Source organism: Mycobacterium kiyosense (assembly GCA_021654635.1).
GTDB lineage: Bacteria > Actinomycetota > Actinomycetes > Mycobacteriales > Mycobacteriaceae > Mycobacterium > Mycobacterium kiyosense.
In genome coordinates this window covers 79,575-98,121 of the sequence record AP025179.1, presented here as the reverse complement: position 1 = coordinate 98,121, position 18,547 = coordinate 79,575, and the positions used below count along the sequence as shown (strand labels likewise).

At 62.9% G+C, this 18,547-nt stretch carries 16 protein-coding genes and 1 pseudogene; 7 read left to right on the top strand and 10 right to left on the bottom strand.

What is annotated here, in order from left to right:
• Positions 1-59: 59 nt before the first annotated feature.
• Together L6444_RS00480 and L6444_RS00475 are read left to right on the top strand one after the other, a co-directional pair.
• Entirely contained in the window at positions 60-2,813 is a 2,754-nt protein-coding gene (locus L6444_RS00480; RefSeq protein WP_236979448.1) for a PEP/pyruvate-binding domain-containing protein, read from the top strand.
• Entirely contained in the window at positions 2,810-3,823 is a 1,014-nt protein-coding gene (locus L6444_RS00475; RefSeq protein ID WP_236979446.1) for a DUF7064 domain-containing protein, read from the top strand. Before L6444_RS00480 ends, L6444_RS00475 begins: the two co-directional genes overlap by 4 nt.
• Here the strand turns inward: L6444_RS00475 and L6444_RS00470 are convergent.
• Positions 3,820-4,797, bottom strand: coding sequence for a DUF7065 domain-containing protein (locus tag L6444_RS00470; protein WP_236979444.1), 978 nt, complete (start codon positions 4,795-4,797; stop codon positions 3,820-3,822). The two genes, L6444_RS00475 and L6444_RS00470, sit on opposite strands and share 4 nt — an antisense overlap.
• Positions 4,798-5,049: 252 nt before the next feature.
• Positions 5,050-6,027 carry a hypothetical protein gene (locus L6444_RS00465; RefSeq protein ID WP_236979443.1) on the bottom strand — a complete coding sequence of 326 codons (978 nt, stop codon included), beginning with the start codon at positions 6,025-6,027 and terminating at the stop codon, positions 5,050-5,052.
• Between the two features lie 279 nt (positions 6,028-6,306).
• On the opposite strand from L6444_RS00465, the gene L6444_RS00460 reads away from it, so the two are divergent.
• The 5 genes from L6444_RS00460 to L6444_RS00440 all read left to right on the top strand — a co-directional run bounded on the left by L6444_RS00460 (position 6,307) and on the right by L6444_RS00440 (position 13,201).
• Positions 6,307-7,971 carry a PEP-utilizing enzyme gene (locus L6444_RS00460; RefSeq protein WP_236979441.1) on the top strand — a complete coding sequence of 555 codons (1,665 nt, stop codon included), beginning with the start codon at positions 6,307-6,309 and terminating at the stop codon, positions 7,969-7,971.
• A gap of 157 nt (positions 7,972-8,128) precedes the next feature.
• Positions 8,129-8,743: a PadR family transcriptional regulator gene (locus tag L6444_RS00455; RefSeq protein ID WP_236979439.1), complete on the top strand. Its 615-nt coding sequence runs from the start codon at positions 8,129-8,131 to the stop codon at positions 8,741-8,743.
• A complete protein-coding gene (locus L6444_RS00450; protein WP_236979438.1) occupies positions 8,740-10,035 on the top strand; it encodes a cytochrome P450 in 1,296 nt (431 codons plus the stop codon). The genes L6444_RS00455 and L6444_RS00450 overlap by 4 nt, the downstream gene beginning before the upstream one ends.
• Before the next feature lie 11 nt (positions 10,036-10,046).
• Entirely contained in the window at positions 10,047-11,759 is a 1,713-nt protein-coding gene (locus L6444_RS00445; protein WP_236979436.1) for an AMP-dependent synthetase/ligase, read from the top strand.
• A complete protein-coding gene (locus tag L6444_RS00440) occupies positions 11,747-13,201 on the top strand; it encodes an aldehyde dehydrogenase family protein (protein WP_236979434.1) in 1,455 nt (484 codons plus the stop codon). The genes L6444_RS00445 and L6444_RS00440 overlap by 13 nt, the downstream gene beginning before the upstream one ends.
• 33 nt (positions 13,202-13,234) lie before the next feature.
• Here the strand turns inward: L6444_RS00440 and L6444_RS00435 are convergent, their stop codons facing one another.
• The 8 genes and pseudogenes from L6444_RS00435 to L6444_RS00400 form a co-directional block, all read right to left on the bottom strand.
• The gene (locus L6444_RS00435; RefSeq protein WP_236979432.1) at positions 13,235-13,726 is read right to left on the bottom strand and encodes a hypothetical protein; all 492 of its coding nucleotides are present in this window, start codon (positions 13,724-13,726) and stop codon (positions 13,235-13,237) included.
• Between the two features lie 39 nt (positions 13,727-13,765).
• Positions 13,766-14,656, bottom strand: a complete 891-nt coding sequence (gene istB / locus L6444_RS00430; RefSeq protein WP_082275278.1) for an IS21-like element helper ATPase IstB — start codon at positions 14,654-14,656, stop codon at positions 13,766-13,768.
• Positions 14,657-14,666: 10 nt separating this feature from the next.
• Positions 14,667-16,327, bottom strand: a pseudogene (istA, locus tag L6444_RS00425) (IS21 family transposase); the annotation flags it as partial.
• Between the two features lie 60 nt (positions 16,328-16,387).
• Positions 16,388-16,636, bottom strand: a complete 249-nt coding sequence (locus L6444_RS00420) for a hypothetical protein (protein ID WP_236979430.1) — start codon at positions 16,634-16,636, stop codon at positions 16,388-16,390.
• A gap of 140 nt (positions 16,637-16,776) precedes the next feature.
• Entirely contained in the window at positions 16,777-17,400 is a 624-nt protein-coding gene (locus L6444_RS00415) for a TetR/AcrR family transcriptional regulator (protein ID WP_236979428.1), read from the bottom strand.
• A 171-nt stretch (positions 17,401-17,571) separates the two neighbouring features.
• Positions 17,572-17,799, bottom strand: a complete 228-nt coding sequence (locus tag L6444_RS00410) for a cytochrome C oxidase subunit IV family protein (RefSeq protein ID WP_255731130.1) — start codon at positions 17,797-17,799, stop codon at positions 17,572-17,574.
• An 86-nt stretch (positions 17,800-17,885) separates the two neighbouring features.
• A complete protein-coding gene (locus tag L6444_RS00405) occupies positions 17,886-18,125 on the bottom strand; it encodes a cytochrome c oxidase subunit 3 (protein WP_236979418.1) in 240 nt (79 codons plus the stop codon).
• Entirely contained in the window at positions 18,068-18,502 is a 435-nt protein-coding gene (locus tag L6444_RS00400; RefSeq protein WP_236979416.1) for a cytochrome c oxidase subunit 3 family protein, read from the bottom strand. Before L6444_RS00400 ends, L6444_RS00405 begins: the two co-directional genes overlap by 58 nt.
• Between the last annotated feature and the right edge of the window lie 45 nt (positions 18,503-18,547).

The following is an 18,547-nucleotide window of genomic DNA, read 5'->3' as shown; positions in this document are numbered from 1 at the left end:
TATGTAAGGCCATAATGTAAGTTAAACGCCGGACCATGTCTCAACGCCGAGCGGAATGGATGACTGCCGTGAGCAATGTGCTGGCGCTCAATGACTCCCGCGCCCAACGCGCGGAACACACCGGCGGCAAGGGGGCCAACCTCGCCGCCCTGAGCCGGGCGGGCTTCCCCGTGCCCGAGGGCCTCGTCGTCACCACGAACGCCTACAGCACGTTTATCGAGCAGTCCGGGCTGCAGCACCGCATCGCCACCGTGCTGGCCGAAGCCGACTACGACGACGCGGCGGCCTTCGAGCAGACCACCGCACACATCCGCGGCGCCATCATCGAGGCTTCGATGCCCGCCGAGCTGGCTGCCGAGATCGCCGACTGCTACGGGCAGCTGCCGGTGGACAGCTATGTGGCGGTTCGGTCGTCGGGGACCGCCGAGGACCTGGCCGGCACGTCTTTCGCCGGACTGCACGACACCTATCTGGACATCCGTGGCGCCGAGGCGGTGATCGACGCCGTCAAACGGTGCTGGGCATCGATGTGGACCGCCCGCGCGACCCACTACCGTCACCGCGCGGGCATCGATCATGGCAGCGCCAGAATCGCCGTCGTGATCCAGGAGATGGTCGAATCCGAGGTCGCCGGTGTGCTGTTCACCGCCAATCCCCTGACAGCGGATACCGAACAGATGGTGATCAACGCCAACTGGGGACTGGGTGAGAGCGTGGTGGCCGGCATCGTCACCCCGGATTGCTGGGTACTCGACAGCGAAACACTGGAACCAGTAGAACGCACCCTCGGCGACAAGGAAGTCACGATCGTGCGCGATCCCGACGCCGCGCACGGCACCGTCAGTCGCGAGACCGCCGCCGAGGACCGTAACCGGTTCACCCTGACCGACCATGAGCTCGCTGAACTCGGGGCGCTCGGTAGGCGCGTCGAGACCGCTTACCACGCAATACCTCAGGACATCGAGTGGGCGATGGCGGGAGGCCGGTTCTACCTCCTCCAGTCGCGGCCGGTCACCGGGGTTGACCTTTCATGGGACAGCCACGTCGACGACTGGCAGAAGCTGCCCGACCGCCCCGACGCAATCTGGACCCGTACCTGGGCCGACGAACAGTGGACCGGCGCGGTGACACCGCTGTTCTATTCATGGCGCGCCGAGATGTTCACCCGTGCCTACTCCCGCTGCGCCGACCTCTGGGGCATACCAGAGATGAAACAGGGCCGAATGTTCAAATTCCACAAGGCCGAGGCCTACTTCAACAGCGGTCTCGAACGAGCCATCATCGAACACACAGTGTTCCCGGCTTTCCGGCCCGGACCCAACGTGCTCAACCACGTGCCACCCACCTGGCACGGAGAGATCCTGTCCTCGCCGTTCAGCATCGCCCGGTATCTGAAGATGCACGCCCGGATCACCGCTGCGGGCGACCCGGCCAACACACCGTATGCGTTCCTCAAGACCTTCGACGATTGGTTTTACAACCGCGTCGAGGAAGCGTCGGGGTTGCCCGACGAACAACTGCGCAGGCTGTCCGATCGCGCGCTCGAGCGCCATGTCGAAGAGCTCCTCGAGCTGGAATTCTCTTTCGCCGAACAGCTTTGGGCCGGCTACTACCTCTATGCCAGAGACGCATTCTCTTTTCTCGGCTGGATGCTCGCGCACTGGTACACCGGAGACAACCCCCTGGCGTTCGGCGAACTGCTCTCCGGTGCCGCCCGCCGGACGGCGACGCTGCAGGAGAACATCGATCTCCTCGCCTTCGCCGAGGAGATCCGTGAATCAACTGACCTGCGAGCACTTTTCGACGACAACCCGGGAAACGATTTCTTCGTCGCATTAGAGAACTCCGCGGCGGGGCGGGACTTTCTGCAGCGATACCGAGTGTTCGCGCAAGCTAACGCACACCGCGGGCATGCCGAACGCGACATCTACTATCCGCGCCGACTCGAAGATCCAGCGATGGATTACCGGGCGTGGCAGACGATGCTGTCCAGCCCGGAGGCGCTCGATCCCGAAGGCAACGAACAACGTGTCAACGCCCGCCGCGATGCGGTGCTCGACGAAGTCGTCGACAACATCAAGAAACGCCCGTTCGGGTTTCTCCGGGCCGAACTGTTCAAGCTCATCCACGACTGGCTGCTGAAATTCCTGATCGTGCGTGACGACGAGAGATACTACATCGACCGCTCGACGTACTCGGCCAAGCGCGCATTCCTCGAGATCGGGCGCAGGCTTTCCGAGCGCGGCATCTTCACCACCGATCGCGACTTCCAATTCCTCAGCCGCAGCGAACTTTACGAGGTGTTGCGGCGCAACGAGGCGACGCCGTTGACCAAGGCGAAAATCGCCGGGCGGATGCGTGACTTCGACCGCTTCGTCGCGCGGGAGGCCAAGCTGCCCACCTACCTGCAAGCGGGCAAGCCGGTGACGATGAGCGGCGACAACGCCGATGACGATCTGACGGGTATCGGCACCAGCCACGGCACCATCACGGGCCGGGCCCGCGTCCTGCACGGCGTAGAGGAGATCGGCCGGGTCCAGAAGGGCGACATCTTGGTCACCAACCACACCGATCCCGGCTGGACTCCGGTATTTCTCGTTATCTCCGGCATCGTGCTGGAGACGGGTGGAATGCTCGCGCACGGATCGCTGCTGGCTCGCGAATACGGTTTTCCCGCAGTGCAGATCGCCGGCGCGACCGAACTGATCCCCGACGGAGCATTGATCACCGTCGACGGCGATACGGGACGAGTCCACCTCGAAATCCAGGACGGACAACTCGATTCCAAAGAAATGGCAGAGGTCGCCCGATGATCGAGACCGACGTTCAGCGTGATCAGCTCCATCTCCCGGACCCGCTGACCGCCGAGTACAGCGAAAACCTCATCATGATGGGATACGACCAGGCCAGTGACCACGCGTTCTACTGGCACTGGAGCCGCATGCACACCGATCCCAATCGCTGGGAGGGACTGGTGGTGATCTACCGACCCGGCGGAGAGATATTGTGCCGCAGGGAGTTCGGCGCCCACGGCAACAACCACGACGTCGCGAGCTCGGGCAACTGCTCCTTCACCGTCGAGCAACCCTTGCAGCGCTGGCACGCCAGGTTCAGCGGACATGCCACCAAGACCACCACCGACATCGCGGCGAGCGCGCTAGTCCCGGATGGCCCGACCGTGTCGCTCGAAGCCGATCTGGTCTTCGAAGGAGTATTCGGCACCTTCAGTGCGGGCGCCGCGATGGACAACCAGGACTGGGGCGACGGCCACCTGGAGCAGGGTGGGCGCGTCACCGGAGATATCGTGATCGACGCGGCCGAGGCCATTCACGTTGACTGCCTTGCGTTCCGGGACCACACCTGGGGGCGGCGCAACTACCTGACTCTGGACCGGCACGCCTGGTGCTACGGGTTTTTCCCCAGCGGCAGGGTATTTCTGGTGCTCGAGGCCTGGCACGACAGCGACCACGGCCCCGAGCATGCACGATTCGGCTTCGTCGTCGAAGACGGCAAGATGCTTCCCGCTTCACCGACAAGAACACCGGGTCTCGACGACCCGGCAGGATCGCCCCGGTCGTTCACCGTGGAACTCGACAGCGAACTCGGTCCCATGTCCATCGATGTCACGATGCAGCACGCGATGTCGTTCCATCTTGCGCACCCACTCGAAATGCCCTTGGGCACCAGCTGGACCGACGACCGCAACACCATCAACGTCGAAGGCCCGACCGTCGTGCAATGGAACGGCGAGCGCGGCACGGGATGGATTGAACGCACGAATCGAGCCGGCCGCTTGACACGCCGGCCGCAAAGTCGGTTCTAGCCGAATTGGCTTGGCCGCAGAGTTTTTTCAATCCAGCCACCTGCGGTCTCGTCTCCCCAGGTGATGGTGGCCGGACTCTCGACGACACGGATTGCGTCAGTGTCGTTGAGGGCTCCCGCCGTCATGCCGACGGGCTCGTTCAGTGTCCAGGTCATGCGGTGGGTTTGTTTAACCGCAATACGTTCGGTTCCAGAGGATGTAGCGATCTCAGCGACAAATGCGGCGGGTTCGCCGTCGGTGCTGCGGAGTTGGGGCAATCTCACCTCAGTGGCGTCGTGCATCTGAGTACCGTCCCAGACGAACCCCACAGCCAGCCCCGGACCCGCGGTCTGCCACACGTTGAGGCCCAGAATAGCCCGTCCGCTCGGGAAGATGGCTGTGCACCAGGTGTTTCCGGCCATGCCACGGTAGTTCCGTGGGCCGTATGAGTGGTCGCGGAATCCCGTCGTGTTGATCTCGACTTGATGGCCGGCAACGGTCACTTGACCGCGGATGCGTCCCCCTTGTTCGAGGTGGGCGGTTGCCCAGCTCTGTTCTTCCATGCTTCCGTGGGCGCTCCAGATAGGGTGCACACCAACGAAGTCGAGGTCCACGGACAGCCGTTCGAAAACGTCGTCTGACAGCGCTGCGGCTGACACGCTCTGACTGCAGGTCCGACGGGCCATGCCGTCGAACCGCATCCGCCACGCTTCGGCCGGCGTAACGCATTCGAACGACAGCGGGCCGCTGGACGCCGTTTGTTCGTACGCTGAGGGTCCGAAGGTCCGGCTCACCAGCAACTGGCTCTTTTCCAAATAGACCGCAAGGACCCCCTCCCAGATGTGGGACGACCCCGGGATCCGGCTCCAGTGCGCCCAGACCGAGACGTCCGAGCACGTGTCATGAGCTTGGATGACAAGATTTTCGCTCCACCCGGGCGCGCCGGGATCTTGCTGAATGCAGTCGTGTACTGGGTCGACGATCGTCGATGGCATGACATCTCCATGGGCCGTGGTAATTGCTGAGCAATGAGTGGAACCGGTTGGGCTCCGACGTGGTCGCGCGCCTCCACACCACGAGGCTTACACCTGCGAGGCAACAGGCGGCCTCGGGGCTGGAACACTTTGCGCCCGCGACGAATACGGGCGCGCTGCGTCGTGACGGAGCTCCCGTAGGCATGGTGTGCACGCTAAAGACATCTCGGAGAACTGGATTCATTGGTTGCAAAAGCCTTACAGCAAAACGCTTTACGGATGGGGTCGCGCCACCAGGCTGCGCCGCGCCGACCGTTCGTGGAAGCCGTAAACCACTGAGCCGTCCGAGCCAGTCAGCCGGCCTTTGCCCTCGATGAGCACAATGGGATCGCCACTGTTCTCCCAGTCGATCCCATTGAGGTTGTCGTTGTCCTCCGTGATCGTCACCGGCATCGCATGGATGAGCTCGGAATCGAACTCGTGGCGCTCGCCAGTGGCCAGCTCGAACACCACGGGCCCGTGAACAGGTCCGCCCGCGGAATCTGCCAACTCGGGCATATCGAATCCGGTTATGGCGGTGTCGATGCCATCCCGCATCAGCACTCCCAACGAGGATTTCGCTCCTGGTCCCGGCATCATCGTGAGCATGTGAGCCGTCCAGGAGTCGGCCACCAGCATCAGGTAGTGGTGGCGATACCAACCGTCGATAATTCTGGATCCGGCCGAGTGATCTTTGAAGCCGATACCGTCCAACCGGTAATGCTCGTCGCCGGCCCGAAGCGTTCCGGTGGTGGAAAAGCTCTGCTGGATGTGCATATCACCGGCGATCTCTCCGATCGCATCGCGACCCGCATACATATCCCATTCGCGGTGGCGTCCGACCGCCTCGACATCGAAGCACACCCGCACAACTGGCGCCGAACTGCCTCGCACACCCGTCGCAAGCCTTGCGGTGGTGGTGACTTGCGCAACGCTGTCATAGGAACAGGTCCAGCCCGTCTCGGTCATCGTCAAGTCGAAATCTTGCAGGGTGAGCCCAGCCTCATTGGTGTTGCGGCCCCAGCGCCGGTCGACGGTCAGCCGGCCGTCCGGAAGATAGGTGACGATCTGTGCCCACCAGTAATCCAGATCGTGCCGGTACCGGCCGACATGCAGATAGATGCCGACTCCTTCGGCGGGATTCCAGCTGCCGTTCCAACGGGTTTCGCTCCACCCCGGCACTCCGGTTCGCGGCACGGTGTTCAGATCCACGGCTGTGCTACTCCTCCCTGATTCCCAAGTCGATGCAGGTTGCGAATGCGCTTGCTCGACTTAGCGAGCAGGCCCTTAGCGTGTGACCCCAGCGAGCCGGGATCACGGAAGTCCCCTGAGAACCAGTTGCATGATGAACGTTCGTTGACATTAGCCGATCTGGGTGCAGCCTGAACAGAGCCGCTTGTTGCTGAGGAAAATCCCCACAGTTACCCCATCGACGTGACCGATCGTTATCACTATCGTACGAATCGACCGTAGCGGCGCGAAGGAGCGGGCATGAACGACAAGATCATCGGGCCGACCGAGGCGCAGGCGAGAAGCGGCAATGTGGACGAGGGCTTGACGTGCGTTTCGGCGCCCGAGGTGCTCTGGACCACCGTCAATGCGTCTGAAGTGATGCCCGGCGTGATGCGGCCCTTGTCGGCCAGCTACTACACGTATGCGACCGAGGTGGGCCTGCGGCGCGGACTGTACGACCTGGGGATGGTGTCGGCGCGGGGGGCTGTCCTTCCCGTCTCGGCCAGCGAGCGCCTCATAGGATCGTTTCGGGGGCGGCTCGCCGCCAACGTCGACGTCGCACGCCGGACCTTCGCGGCGCTTCCCGGCGTCAAGGGTGAGGACGTCGAGCGTGACCTGCTGGGTTCAGCACGGAAGGACTTCGTTGACGTCAACGACCTGAGCCGGATTCCGTCGGTATTGGCGCGCGTGCCCAGGATCCTGATGACCGGCCGCGGCATCCCCGGCCAAACCCGAAGCTCGATCGAGAATTGGTGGCGCACCGTCGTCGACGGAGACCAGCCGCGGGTCGGGCTGCAACCCGAAGAAGTGCTCGCCGAATCGCTGGCACGGTTCACCTTCGCGATGGAACTGCAAATGTGGATGCGGATGTTGATCCAGGCAGTCTCGGCTCAGCTGACCTCGATCTGCGAGCTCACGGGCCAGCAGAACGCTATGAGCACGCTGCTGGCCGGAGCTGCGGGCACCGATGAGGCCCGCATCGCCGACGATCTTTATCTCGTTGCTACGGAACGAATGTCGCTTGATCGGTTTCTGGTCGACCACGGGTATCAGGGTCCGAATTCCGGAGATCCGGCGGCCCGAGTGTGGCGGGAGGACCGGCGCCCGCTGGAGCGACTGTTGGGCGCCATCGCGCAGTCCGAACCACCCGCACAGCGTCGCGCCCGCGCGGTCGCCGAGCGTGACCGTACGGTGGCCAGCATCCTGAGAGATCTGCCAGCGCACCGGCGCCCCGCCGCACGGCTGGCGATCCGGCTGGCGCCGGCGGCCTCGCGGGCCATCCAGGGCAACAAGGCATCCACACTGTTGGCGATCGACTGTGGCCGCGCCGCCGCTCGTGCCCTGGGCAGCGAGCTGGTCACAGCGGGAACGCTCACCGATCCCGACGATGCCTTCTACTTCTTCTCAGACGAACTCACCGAGGTCCGCCGGCGCGATCCCGGCGAGACAACCGATCTGGTAGCACGGCGGCGGGCACTACGGACCCAACTGCTGCAGGTCGCACTTCCAGAAACCTGGCTGGGCACGCCGGCCGAAATTCCCCTGGGCGCCCTCGAACTCAGGGACGTCAGCGAGGTAACCGGGCTCGGTGCGAGCCCGGGCATCGTCGAAGGCCGGGTTCGCGTGGTGCTGGATTCCGCCGACGATGTCGACATCGACAACGGCGACATCTTGGTCTGCCCGACCACCGATCCCAGCTGGGTCTCGTTGATGACTGTCGCCGCGGCAGTCGTGATCGACATCGGCGCCGCCGTCTCCCACGGCGCGATCGTCGCGCGCGAACTCGGTGTGCCCTGCGTGATCGGCACCAGCTCGGGCACACGGGACCTCCGGGACGGCGACTTGGTGCGTGTCGACGGCTCCACCGGCGTGGTCGTGATCCTGGAACGCGGAAGGCCAACGGCGGCAAACCTGCCCGGTTGAGCAGCCGGGAGGCGCTGCGGTTTGCCACACGGAGTACTTACACGCCCAGCGACGATATGGATCGCGACGTCTATGGCGTCGAGCGTGCCGGTGATCAGGTCCTTCGGTGCAATAACACCCCTAGGAATATGATGTTCGACACCGTATCATTGATACGGTGCATATTCTTGGCGCTGACGCTAACGAGGGGTCCGACCCGAGGATTTCACACGCGTCTTACATCGTCCTCGGCATCGTTGCGGTCCGCGGGCCGACAACGTCATACCAACTCAAGAGTTACGTATCAGGCTCCATCGGGTATTTCTGGCCGCTCCCCCACGCCGTCCTCTATCGCGAACCCAAGCGACTCGAAGCGCTGGGCTTGCTGACCTCACATACCGAAACTGACGGGCGCAGAAGGCAATTCTTCGAGATCACCGAAGACGGGACTGCTGCGTTGCGGAGTTGGATCGAGGAACCCGCCAGTCAGGCGCCCGAATTGCGCGATGAAGCACTGCTGAAGCTGCACTTCGGCAGCCTCGTCGACGGCGCGAGTGTGCAACGGATGGCCGAAGAGCAGCTGCTGGTCCGCAAGAGCAGGCTGGCCTTTTTCAGCGACCTCGAGAACCGCTACCGCAACTGGCCCGAACATGGGCACGCATTGGCAACACTCAAGGCCGGCCAAGCCTTCGAGCGGGCCTTTATCGCGTTCTGGCGCGAACTCGCCACGAACGCAAACGATCTCAGAACTTCCCGACCCACATCAGACGATGCCCGAGAGGAACTCCGATGAGCAACGCATCCCTTTCGGCTCGCGCGGTGGACAACCGACCGCCGCACCCTGAGGCTGTTGCGATCGCGGCAAAGTTGCTCACCTGGGAGCACATCGTCGATCCCTATCCGACATACGCTCGGCTGCGCGAGTTGGAACCCGTGCTCTTCGTCAAGGAGATGAATGCTTGGCTCGTAACGAGATTCGACGATGTCAAGACGGCGTTTTCCGACGACCGGCTGGCCGTGTCGTTCGCCCAGTATCAGATCAATCGTCAGGGCCCCGCTGTCGTCGAGGAGCCGTATTTCAAGATCGCGATGAGCATGCTGGTGTGCAACGACGCGCCCTTGCACACCAGGCTGCGTCGCGTGTTTCGCGCGCCGTTCACATCGGCCCGGATCCAGGGTCTTGCACCGATGATCGAGCAATTGTGCCGGGATCGACTCGATGCGCTGTACCCGAGTAGAAGAGCCGACGTCGTCGCCGATTTCTCCCGTGAGATCCCGCTGGCCACCATCGGGGCGCTTCTCAACGTGCCGCGCGATGACTACGCCCAAGTGGCGCAGTGGGTGTACGACTTCGCGCCGGTGCTCGAAGTGTCGCCGATGACCGATGAGCAATTGTCCCGCTCGAATGACGCGATCGTAGGACTGGAGTCGTACTTCACCGACCTGGTTGCACATCGCCGCGAGAGCCCCGGTGAGGATTTCATCAGCGCGGTCATCCAGGCCAATGATGCGGACCCCGAGCCGATGAGCGAATCGCAACTCGTCAACAACCTCAGCTTGCTCTACTTCGCAGGACAGGACACCCAGAAGTACCAGTTCACCAATATGGTCGCCGCACTCGATGCGAATCCAGAGGCCTATGAGTATGTGCTGCAAGATATTCCGGGGCGCGTTGGAATATTGGCGCGCGAGTTGTACCGCTATGACTCCACGTCACAGTTCATGGGCCGAACAGCTCGCGAGGACGTTGAGCTGGGCGGACAACTGATTCGCGCGGGCGAGACCGTGATGATCTGCAACGGCGGGTCGAATCGCGATGCCGGGAAGTTCTCCGATCCCGACGCGATCCGTTTCGACCGCGGGCCGACCAACGACATGAACGCTTTCATGTCCTTCGGCGCTGGGCGCCACCGCTGCCTGGGCGTGCACCTTGCGCAGCTGCAGCTGCCGATCATGCTGCAGACCTTTCTGGAAACACTGGGCCGGGTGCACGTCGAACGCAAAGCGGCGATACGCCATCCGAGCATCGCGACCCGCGGCTATGACGTGCTTCCTGTCACTTGGGAGGTTCGAAGCCCGGCGTGACGAGCGTGCACATGACCCTGCTTGATGCGTTCGGCGCGACGGTCTCACGGCACCGAGATGACTTGGCGCTGAGAATATTTGGTGATCGCGGGGACCTCACATGGGCCGACTGCGACAATCGCGCGCGGCGACTCGCTGCCGGGTTTCGCGACCTCGGGGTCGGTAGGGGCGACACCGTGGCACTGCTCTTGTTCAACCGGTCCGAGTTTTACCTGGCAGATCTCGCGGCACTGATGTTGGGAGCCGTACCCGTTTCGGTCTACCCGACATCGGCACCTGAACAGATCGACTACCTGCTCGCCGACGCCGACGCCAAGGTGCTCGTCACCGAACGTGCACTCGTCGAGACGGCAAAGAATTTCGCGGGTCCCACCGTCGTCATCGAAGACGCAGCGTTTCAGCGGATGTCGGAGACCACACCGCTTCAGGACGTACATCCGGGAAGCCCGGATGAGATCGCGACCATCATCTACACCTCGGGAACCACAGGTCCACCCAAAGGGGTTGAGCTAACTCATCGTTCGGTGCTCGCAGCGGTGGCTGCGATGGCCGAACGAACCGGACTCGGCGATCGGGGCCACACCATCTGCTGGCTACCGATGGCCCATATCGCGGCGCGGTGCGCCACCTACTACGGAGCCATCGTTTTCGGCGATGAAGTCACGATATGCGCGGACCCGCGCCGGATCAACGAGGTCGTCGCAGCCGTTCACCCGACATGGTTCTTCGGAGTGCCGAGAGTATGGGAGAAGCTTCAGGCCAGTGTTCAGAATTTCATCGCATCGTTGGACGGTAGCGAGCGTGACTCGGTCAACGAGGCTTTAGTGGTCGCCTTCGCGAGGGCCCGCCACATGTTGAACGACGAAACGGTGCCCGAAAAACCTGCCCACACGGTCGCCGATGCCGATGCGGTCCTCGCACCGGTCCGTCGCGCGGTCGGACTCGATCGCGTGCGCTGCGCTCAGGTCGGCGCAGCACCCATCGCCGCCGACGTCGTCGCGTTTTTCCACGCACTCGGTGTTCCGCTCGCCGAGATATACGGGTTCTCCGAAGGGATCGTCTGTTCGGCGCCCGATCCACGGCGCAGAATCACGATTGGTAGCGCGGGTCCTGCGCTGCAAGGTGTCGAGATCAAGATCGCTGATGACGGCGAGATCCTCGTCCGCGGCCGCCTCTTGATGAGCGGATACCGTAATCAGCCTGAGGCGACTGCGGCCTGCTACACACGGGACGGATTCTTCAGGAGCGGTGATATCGGCCAGTTGGTCGACGGCGAGCTTCGCATTGTGGACCGCAAGAAGGATCTCATCATCAACGCCGCGGGCAAGAACATGTCCCCCGCCAACATCGAATCGGCAATCAAGTCCGGATGTCCGCTGATCGCACAGGTCGTCGCCATCGGAGACGGCAGGCCCTACAACATCGCGCTGATCTGTCTGGACCCTGAGGAAATCGGTGAACGGTCCAGGGCGACCCTCAACGACGAAGTGCAGTCGGCAATTGCGCGCGGCAATGCGCGGCTGTCGAGGGTCGAGCAGATCAAGCGCTTCGCCATCATGGATTCTCCGTGGGTTCCGGGTGGCGATGAGCTCACTCCGACCATGAAACTGCGACGGCGGCGGATCGCCGAAAAGCACGCCGCCACCATCGAGGCGCTATACGCGGCAACCGGTGCCGTGGGTGACCGCCGAAACTTCGACGAGGAGGAGAAATGGCGACAATAGCGACCCCAAAGAACGCCACGGACGACGCGGCGGCGATCGCAGCATTGCGGAAGGACTTCGCCGCCCAACGGGCGGCATTCCGGACCGACAGCTTTCCGAGCGTTGACAGCCGGATCGAACGCCTGCAGGCGCTGGCAGGAATGGTGATCGCCAATCGCAACAGGATTCGGCAAGCGCTGCAAGCTGATTTCGCGGTGCACCCCGCAGCGCTGGCGGACCTCGCCGAGGTGCTCTCAACGGCGGGCCGTGCGCAGTTCGCTATCGAGAATCTCGAGGCCTGGATGCAGCCATCCCTACGCGAGACCGACCCCGAACTGCACGGCACTAGTTGGGCGGGCATTCACTACCAGCCGAAGGGCGTTATCGGCATCATCTCGCCGTGGAACTTCCCTTTCGACCTCTCGCTGGGCCCAGTGGTCGATATGCTGGCGGCCGGAAATCGGGCAATTATCAAACCATCTGAGCTCACCCCGAATTGCTCGGAGTTGCTTCATGAAATGGTGTCATCGACCTTCGACGCCGATCTGCTCAGCGTCGTCACCGGTAACCTCGAGCTGGCCAAGGTCTTCCCGACGTTGCCTTGGAACCACTTGCTCTACACGGGAAGTACGTCGGTCGGGCGCGCGGTCGCTTGCGCAGCCGCGGAAAACCTGACTCCGGTAACCCTCGAACTCGGGGCCAAAAGTCCCGCGGTCCTGCTTGACGACGGTGTCGACGCGCCAGCCGTGGCCAACATCGTCGGCACCAAGATGATGAAGAACGGCCAGATGTGTATCGCGCCCGACTACTGCCTGGTGCCGCGTGATCGACTGAGCGAGTTCATCTCGCTGGCCAAGCAACACTACCGAACCCACACCCCCGACTATGCCGGCAGCGACGACTGCACCGGGATCATCACCCAAGGCCATCTGGAGCGGTTGCAGAACCTGCTTGACGAAGCGCGGCGCAGCGGTTGCGAAGTCGTGCCGCTCGGGGAGGACCGCCTCGATCCGCGGACCCGCAGGATGCCCATGGTCATCGTGGTTGATCCCGCTGAGTCGTTAGGCCTGATGCGGGAAGAGATCTTCGGGCCGATCCTGCCCGTCAAACCCTACGACGACATCGCAGAGGCGATCGATTACATCAACAGAGGGGAACGGCCGCTCGGGCTGTACGTGTTCGGTCACGACGAGGCGGCCACGCAAGACGTGTTGGTTCGCACGGTATCAGGCGGCGCCTGCGTCAACGCGTGCGGACTCCAGGGAGCGCTTGCGCCACTTGGGTTCGGCGGGGTCGGCAGCAGCGGGATGGGACGCCACCACGGAATCGACGGTTTCCGCGAATTCTCCAATGCCCGTGGCGTTGTCGTGCGCGGGGAAGGCGGAGTAATGGAGGCGTTCCTGCCGCCATACGGCGCCTTGGCGACAGCGCTGGTGGACGGCGCACTCGGGGCGCCGCAATGAGCGAACTCGCCCCGCGATAGCGATGCGGATCGGTTAGGTGCTGATCTCGTCCAGGGTTGCCCGGCCGTCTCCACTGTGTTGTTGCCTGAGCTCGTGCAGCATCACCCAGGCCATCACGAAGAACCAGGTGCCGAAGATCGTCAGCGGGATCCAGAAAGCGATGATGCCGTTCCACGCGAACGGCCCGGTCTTGAAGACGATTACCAGAACCCCGAAGAGGAAAGACAGTGCGCACCAGATGTTGAAGTAGGCGACCCACCGCGCGAAGATCGGTCGCTCGCTGTGATCGCGGAACGCGGCGATCGCAATCGAAGTCAGCTGCACAATGGCGGGGGCTGGGATGCCGACGAAGGCCAGCCAGCCCAGGTCACTGAGGCTCTGCGTCGCTGACGGGTCCGTGGCACCGGCCCGAAAAGTGGCCGCCGACAAGGTGATCATCGGCAGAATGAACAGCGGCCCGTTGAGCAGGCCGGTCACCAGCTGCGTGCATCCCAGCGGACCGATACCGCCCTCGATGCGCTTCATCTGCATGAAGATCGCGACGGTGAACGGGAACTCTCTATGTCAACCTGACTCAGGACCACTGTGACGGCTTGATTCGGGACCACCTCGGCGAGGAGGTGGTGGCTCAGGCGTCTTCGTAGGCTGTGATCGCGAGCTGCTACCGCGGGTATGGCTGAGCCGGTATGAGGTGGTGCCGGTTTCGATGATGGTGCCGTGGAAGGTGAGTCGGTCGACGATCGCGGCGCAGAGTCGGGGGTCGGTGAAGGTTTTGGTCCAGCCGGAGAAACTCTCGTTGGATGCGATGGCTACTGACGCCTTTTCCTCGCGTTCAGTGAGTACTTGGAACAGCAACTCCGCGCCCCGGCGGTCGAGTTCCATGTAGCCGAGTTCGTCGATACATAAAAGATCGACGCGGCCGTAGCGGGCGATCGTGCGGGCGAGTTGCTTTTCATCGGCGGCCTCGACGAGTTCGTTGACCAGTTTGGTCGCCAGTGTGTAGCGGACGCGGAAGCCTTGCTCGGCGGCGGCGGTGCCCACACCAATGAGCAGGTGGGACTTGCCGGTGCCCGAGTCGCCGATCAGGCAGAGCGGGTCGCCTCGGCGTATCCAATCGCCTTGGGCGACGGTATGTACGGTGGCGGCGTTGATGTTTGGGTTGGCGTCGAAATCGAAGTCGCCCAACCATTTCTGACGTGGAAACCCGGCCGCTGCGACTCGCCGCAAGGTGGATCGGCGGTCCCGGTCATCGCATTCGGCCAGGAGCAGTTCGGCGAGGAAGCCGTGGTAGGTGAGCTGTTCACGCTCGGCGACTTTCACTGCTTCGTCGATCACCGCACGCACGGTCGGCAACCGCAGGCGTCGGCATGCGGAATCGACGGCGGCTTGGGCCGCTTGTGGGGTCATCCCGCGTTGGCGGCGCAGGGTGTTGGTGACTTTCGTGGCCGTGCTCATGATCCAGTCGTTCCTTCCATTCCGTCACCGGGTGGCGGTGTTGGGGTCTGCGTTGGAGCAGCTCGTCGTAGGCCGCGACGTCAGGCAGCGGCCGGGTGTCGGGTGGCAGGCCGGCGATCACGGTCGCTGGATCAGCCAGGCGGCGCTGGGTCAGACTGACGACCCGGTAATCGACGGTATTGGCATGGTTACCGGCGTGACGGTCTGATTCGAGACCACCACCGGCGGCATGCAGGCGTGCTTCGACCGCGACCACATCCGCTGAAACGGCACCGACCGACAGGGCGGCGTGGATCCCGGCGATCACATCGGTAGCGCGCATGCTGCGGTGCAGCAGCAGCACGTCGATTAGCGAGCGAGTCCCGCCAGCATCGCCGTCGACGCGGCGGGCCTGCTGCCAGAACGCCTCGTGCGCTGCGGTGAAAGTGCCGGCGGCGCGGGCCTGAGCAAGCGCGGTGGAGCCGGGCAACGCGCCGGGTTTGCAGTGCAACACCTCCAGATAGTGGTCGAGGTTGATCGATTGCCCGTTGCGGGTCGTGACGCGTTCATGGCGTGCGGCGATAGTGCGGCCGTCGAAGACGACCAACTCCGAGGCCCGCAGCGACACCCTGACTTTGCGTCCGATCAACCGGGCGGGAACCGAGTACTTCGCCGACCGCGCCGTGATCAGCGCCGACCGGTCCACCCGTGGATGCAGCACCAGCCCGGGTCGAACCGCTCGGCAGGCAGAGCGGCGAGATGTTCTCGTTCGGTCTGGAAGTCCTGGCCCACGGTGTGCAGCCGGCCGGTGACCCGCCGATGATCCTCACGTGCTTCGCAGCGGCGGATGTAGTCGTTGAGCTCTGACAGCGAGTCCACTTCCGGCATGGGCGTGAGCCAGGTGCGGCGGAAACGTCCGATCTCGCCCTCGACTCCGCCTTTCTCGTGGGCGCCTTTCACTCCCGGCTGGCAGTAGAACGGGTCGAACCCGTAGAACGATCTGAACAGCACCCACCGGTCGTTCTCGACCCTGCCCCGACCGCGGCCGAACACCACCGAGGTGACCGCAGACTTCAAGTTGTCGTAGCGGATATGGCGCACCGGGATGCCGCCGATCACGTCGAATGCTTCGATGTGGCCTTCGAGGAACGCCTCCTGCGACTGAGTCGCATACACCCGATGGACTGCCTTGCCGGACATCGACATTCGGAAAACGAACATGTAGCAGCGGGTTCTGACACCAGCGAGGATGACGTGAACCTCGCCGAAATCAACCTCAGCTTCAGCGCCGGGCGGGTGTTCCTGCGGCACGAACGCTTCCTGCGCCTGCTTACCGGACTCGGCGATGATCTCCGCACGACGGACCCGGACATAGTCACGCACCGACGAATACGACACATCCTCAACGCCGTGTTCATCGGCCAGACGATTGCAAATCCTTGTCGCAGTGTGGCGTTGCTTGCGGGGCGCATCCAGATCGGTCCGCAGCATCGCATCAATCGCAGGTTTGAGCGGGCCCAGTTTCGGCGACTCCCGCACCGGTGTCTTCCGCCTCGGCGGCTCCGGATTCGCCAACGCGTGCCGGACCGTATCCCGGCCAACCTTGTACTTACGAGCAAGCGCCCGAATACCCAAACCCTCGACCCGGGCGTCCCTACGTATCTGGGCGAACAGCTCCACACGACTTCCCATCCGGAACCCTCCGACAGCGAGCCAATAATCGACACGCCAACCGTCGAGGGTGGTCCTGAATCAAACCGTCACAACACACCGGTCTGAAAGAAGGTGGTCCTGAATCAGGCCGTCACACCGGTCCTGAATCAAACTGTCATAGCCAGGGAACGTCAGTCCGGCCGCCAGCATCGAGATGATCAGGCCGAGCCTGATCCGAAATGCGTTGTCGGCATAGAAGGCAGCGAGTTGTTGTGCGGTCTGGTTCGGCGACGGGGGCGGTACCAGCCCGCCCACTGCCCAGAACCCGATGCCGAAAATGATCATCAACAGCGGACCGGAGTAGACACACCAACGCTCGGTTGTTCTGTCCATGAGACCTGCCTTCCTTGGAGGTTTGCGTTTGACGTCGAAAGCGTTCGTGACCGCGATACCCCTGTCGATCCCCGCAGCAGCCCGTCCGGCGGTGCCTACCCGCGTGCTGCGGCGGGCGGCACAATGTCCTCGAAACCGGTTGGGCCGGTTTCGACCATGCTGAATGCGATATCCGCAAGCGTCCCGATGGACTCACCCGACTCGATCGTGGCATGCAGCACCGCTCGCAGCGCGGATACCATGCACGATGCCTGGACCTGGACGCGCAGGTGGGCTATCGGATCGTCAGGTAGCCCCTGGGCGAAGTACCGCTTGAGGGCATCTTCGAATTCGTGGGCGATCTCCAGGTAGCGGCGCCGCAGCGCGGGTTCGGTGAACCAGAGGCGCATACAGGTCACGCGCAGGTCCGGCTCGAAGGTTTCGAAGAACCGCTCCAGTTGGAAGATGACCGCGGCGCGGGCCACCTGCCATCGGTCGCCGATCGCAGGAGCGGCGTCGAGGGCCTCACGTAGACCGGCGATCACCTCTGGAGCCGCGCCGAACAGGATGTCTTCTTTGGTGCCGAAGTACCGGTTGAGCGTGCTTCGGGAGCACATCGACGCCGCCGCGATCTCTTCGGCGCCTACGGCGTCGTAACCCCGGTCGACGATAAGCTCAACAGCCCGCCGCACGATCGTGGCGCTCAGGGCTGCCTTTTTGCGGGCTCGCAAGTCGGTCATCGTCTTGCCAGACTAGACCCAACGCCGGTAATGGCACGCCGTATCAACTTATCCGCTGGTGCTTGTGCCGCAGTGCTTTTGCTGAACACTTCGGTGGAGGCACCCTCAACAGATTTTCGGAGGGGCGCAATGCGCTGGGTGGTCGGACTTTCTGGCGCAGAACTAGCTGAGTCAGGCCGCGAGGTAGCAGCCGATCGTGGCGGCACAGACAATTGCACACCACGCTTCCAGAATGATTCGAAGTCTCGGCGGCGCATTATTGAGCTCCATGAAGTACAGGCCGATAAAACGGACTTTGACGAACGCGATCATCAAGATAACGACGCTGTTGATCTTGTTACTGTCGATGAACCCGTGCTGGGTTCCCATGGCCCACGAGACCAGGGTTGCGAAAATCAAAAAAGCACCAAACGACTGTCGCCGACGATTTCAGCAGGTCTGCCGGCGTCCGGGCCTCGACGTCGTGGGGGATGTAGGTCATCGGGTCACCTCACCAAGAAGATCAACGGAAATAGGACAATCCAGAGAAGATCGACCATGTGCCAGAAGCAAGCGCCGCTCTCGAACAACGAATAGTTTTTCGCACCCATGTCGGGCTGGCGTGTGAGTTTGAACAAACCGGTCAAGACGGCCAGGCCGATCAGGAGATGAAAGGCATGTAGACCGGTCAGCACGTAGTAGTACATGAAGAAGTTGCTGGTGTACGGCGTGATGCCATGTTGCACCTTCTCCGTGTATTCCACAATTTTGATGACCAGAAATCCGGCGCCGCAAATAGACGCTCCGACAATGAATTTCGGGGCGTGACGACTTTGGGTTCCGGATCGCACCGCGCGCGCGCGGCGAGGACGACGAACAGCGAACTGACCAGTAGTAACACGGTGTTGATCGCGCCAAAGTTTTTGTTCAGCGCGGCCTGATCAAGAGCGGCCTGCGCCGGGTTGTCGAAGCGCACCAGCAGGTAAAGCACGAAAAATACTGCGAATACCGACATGTCGCCGAATATGAAGATCCAGACGCCGCCTTCTGCAGGGGTCCGCCAACTCTTGTTCGGTGCTGGCGGTACGGCGTCGGCCGTGCGAGCCTCGGTGTTGCTCACCATGGATGTTTCCTTCTGCGTAGGTCTACTGACGGCAGGCTCCGTCGA

Coding starts and splice junctions, on each gene's coding strand:
- L6444_RS00470 (WP_236979444.1), bottom strand. CDS start 4,797: ATGCCATCGACGATCGTCGACCCAGTACACGACTGCATTCAGCAAGAT.
- L6444_RS00450 (WP_236979438.1), top strand. CDS start 8,740: ATGAGCAACGCATCCCTTTCGGCTCGCGCGGTGGACAACCGACCGCCG.
- L6444_RS00440 (WP_236979434.1), top strand. CDS start 11,747: ATGGCGACAATAGCGACCCCAAAGAACGCCACGGACGACGCGGCGGCG.
- L6444_RS00480 (WP_236979448.1), top strand. CDS start 60: ATGACTGCCGTGAGCAATGTGCTGGCGCTCAATGACTCCCGCGCCCAA.
- L6444_RS00435 (WP_236979432.1), bottom strand. CDS start 13,726: ATGAAGCGCATCGAGGGCGGTATCGGTCCGCTGGGATGCACGCAGCTG.
- L6444_RS00400 (WP_236979416.1), bottom strand. CDS start 18,502: ATGGTGAGCAACACCGAGGCTCGCACGGCCGACGCCGTACCGCCAGCA.
- istB (WP_082275278.1), bottom strand. CDS start 14,656: ATGAGCACGGCCACGAAAGTCACCAACACCCTGCGCCGCCAACGCGGG.
- L6444_RS00460 (WP_236979441.1), top strand. CDS start 6,307: ATGAACGACAAGATCATCGGGCCGACCGAGGCGCAGGCGAGAAGCGGC.
- L6444_RS00475 (WP_236979446.1), top strand. CDS start 2,810: ATGATCGAGACCGACGTTCAGCGTGATCAGCTCCATCTCCCGGACCCG.
- L6444_RS00415 (WP_236979428.1), bottom strand. CDS start 17,400: ATGACCGACTTGCGAGCCCGCAAAAAGGCAGCCCTGAGCGCCACGATC.
- L6444_RS00445 (WP_236979436.1), top strand. CDS start 10,047: ATGACCCTGCTTGATGCGTTCGGCGCGACGGTCTCACGGCACCGAGAT.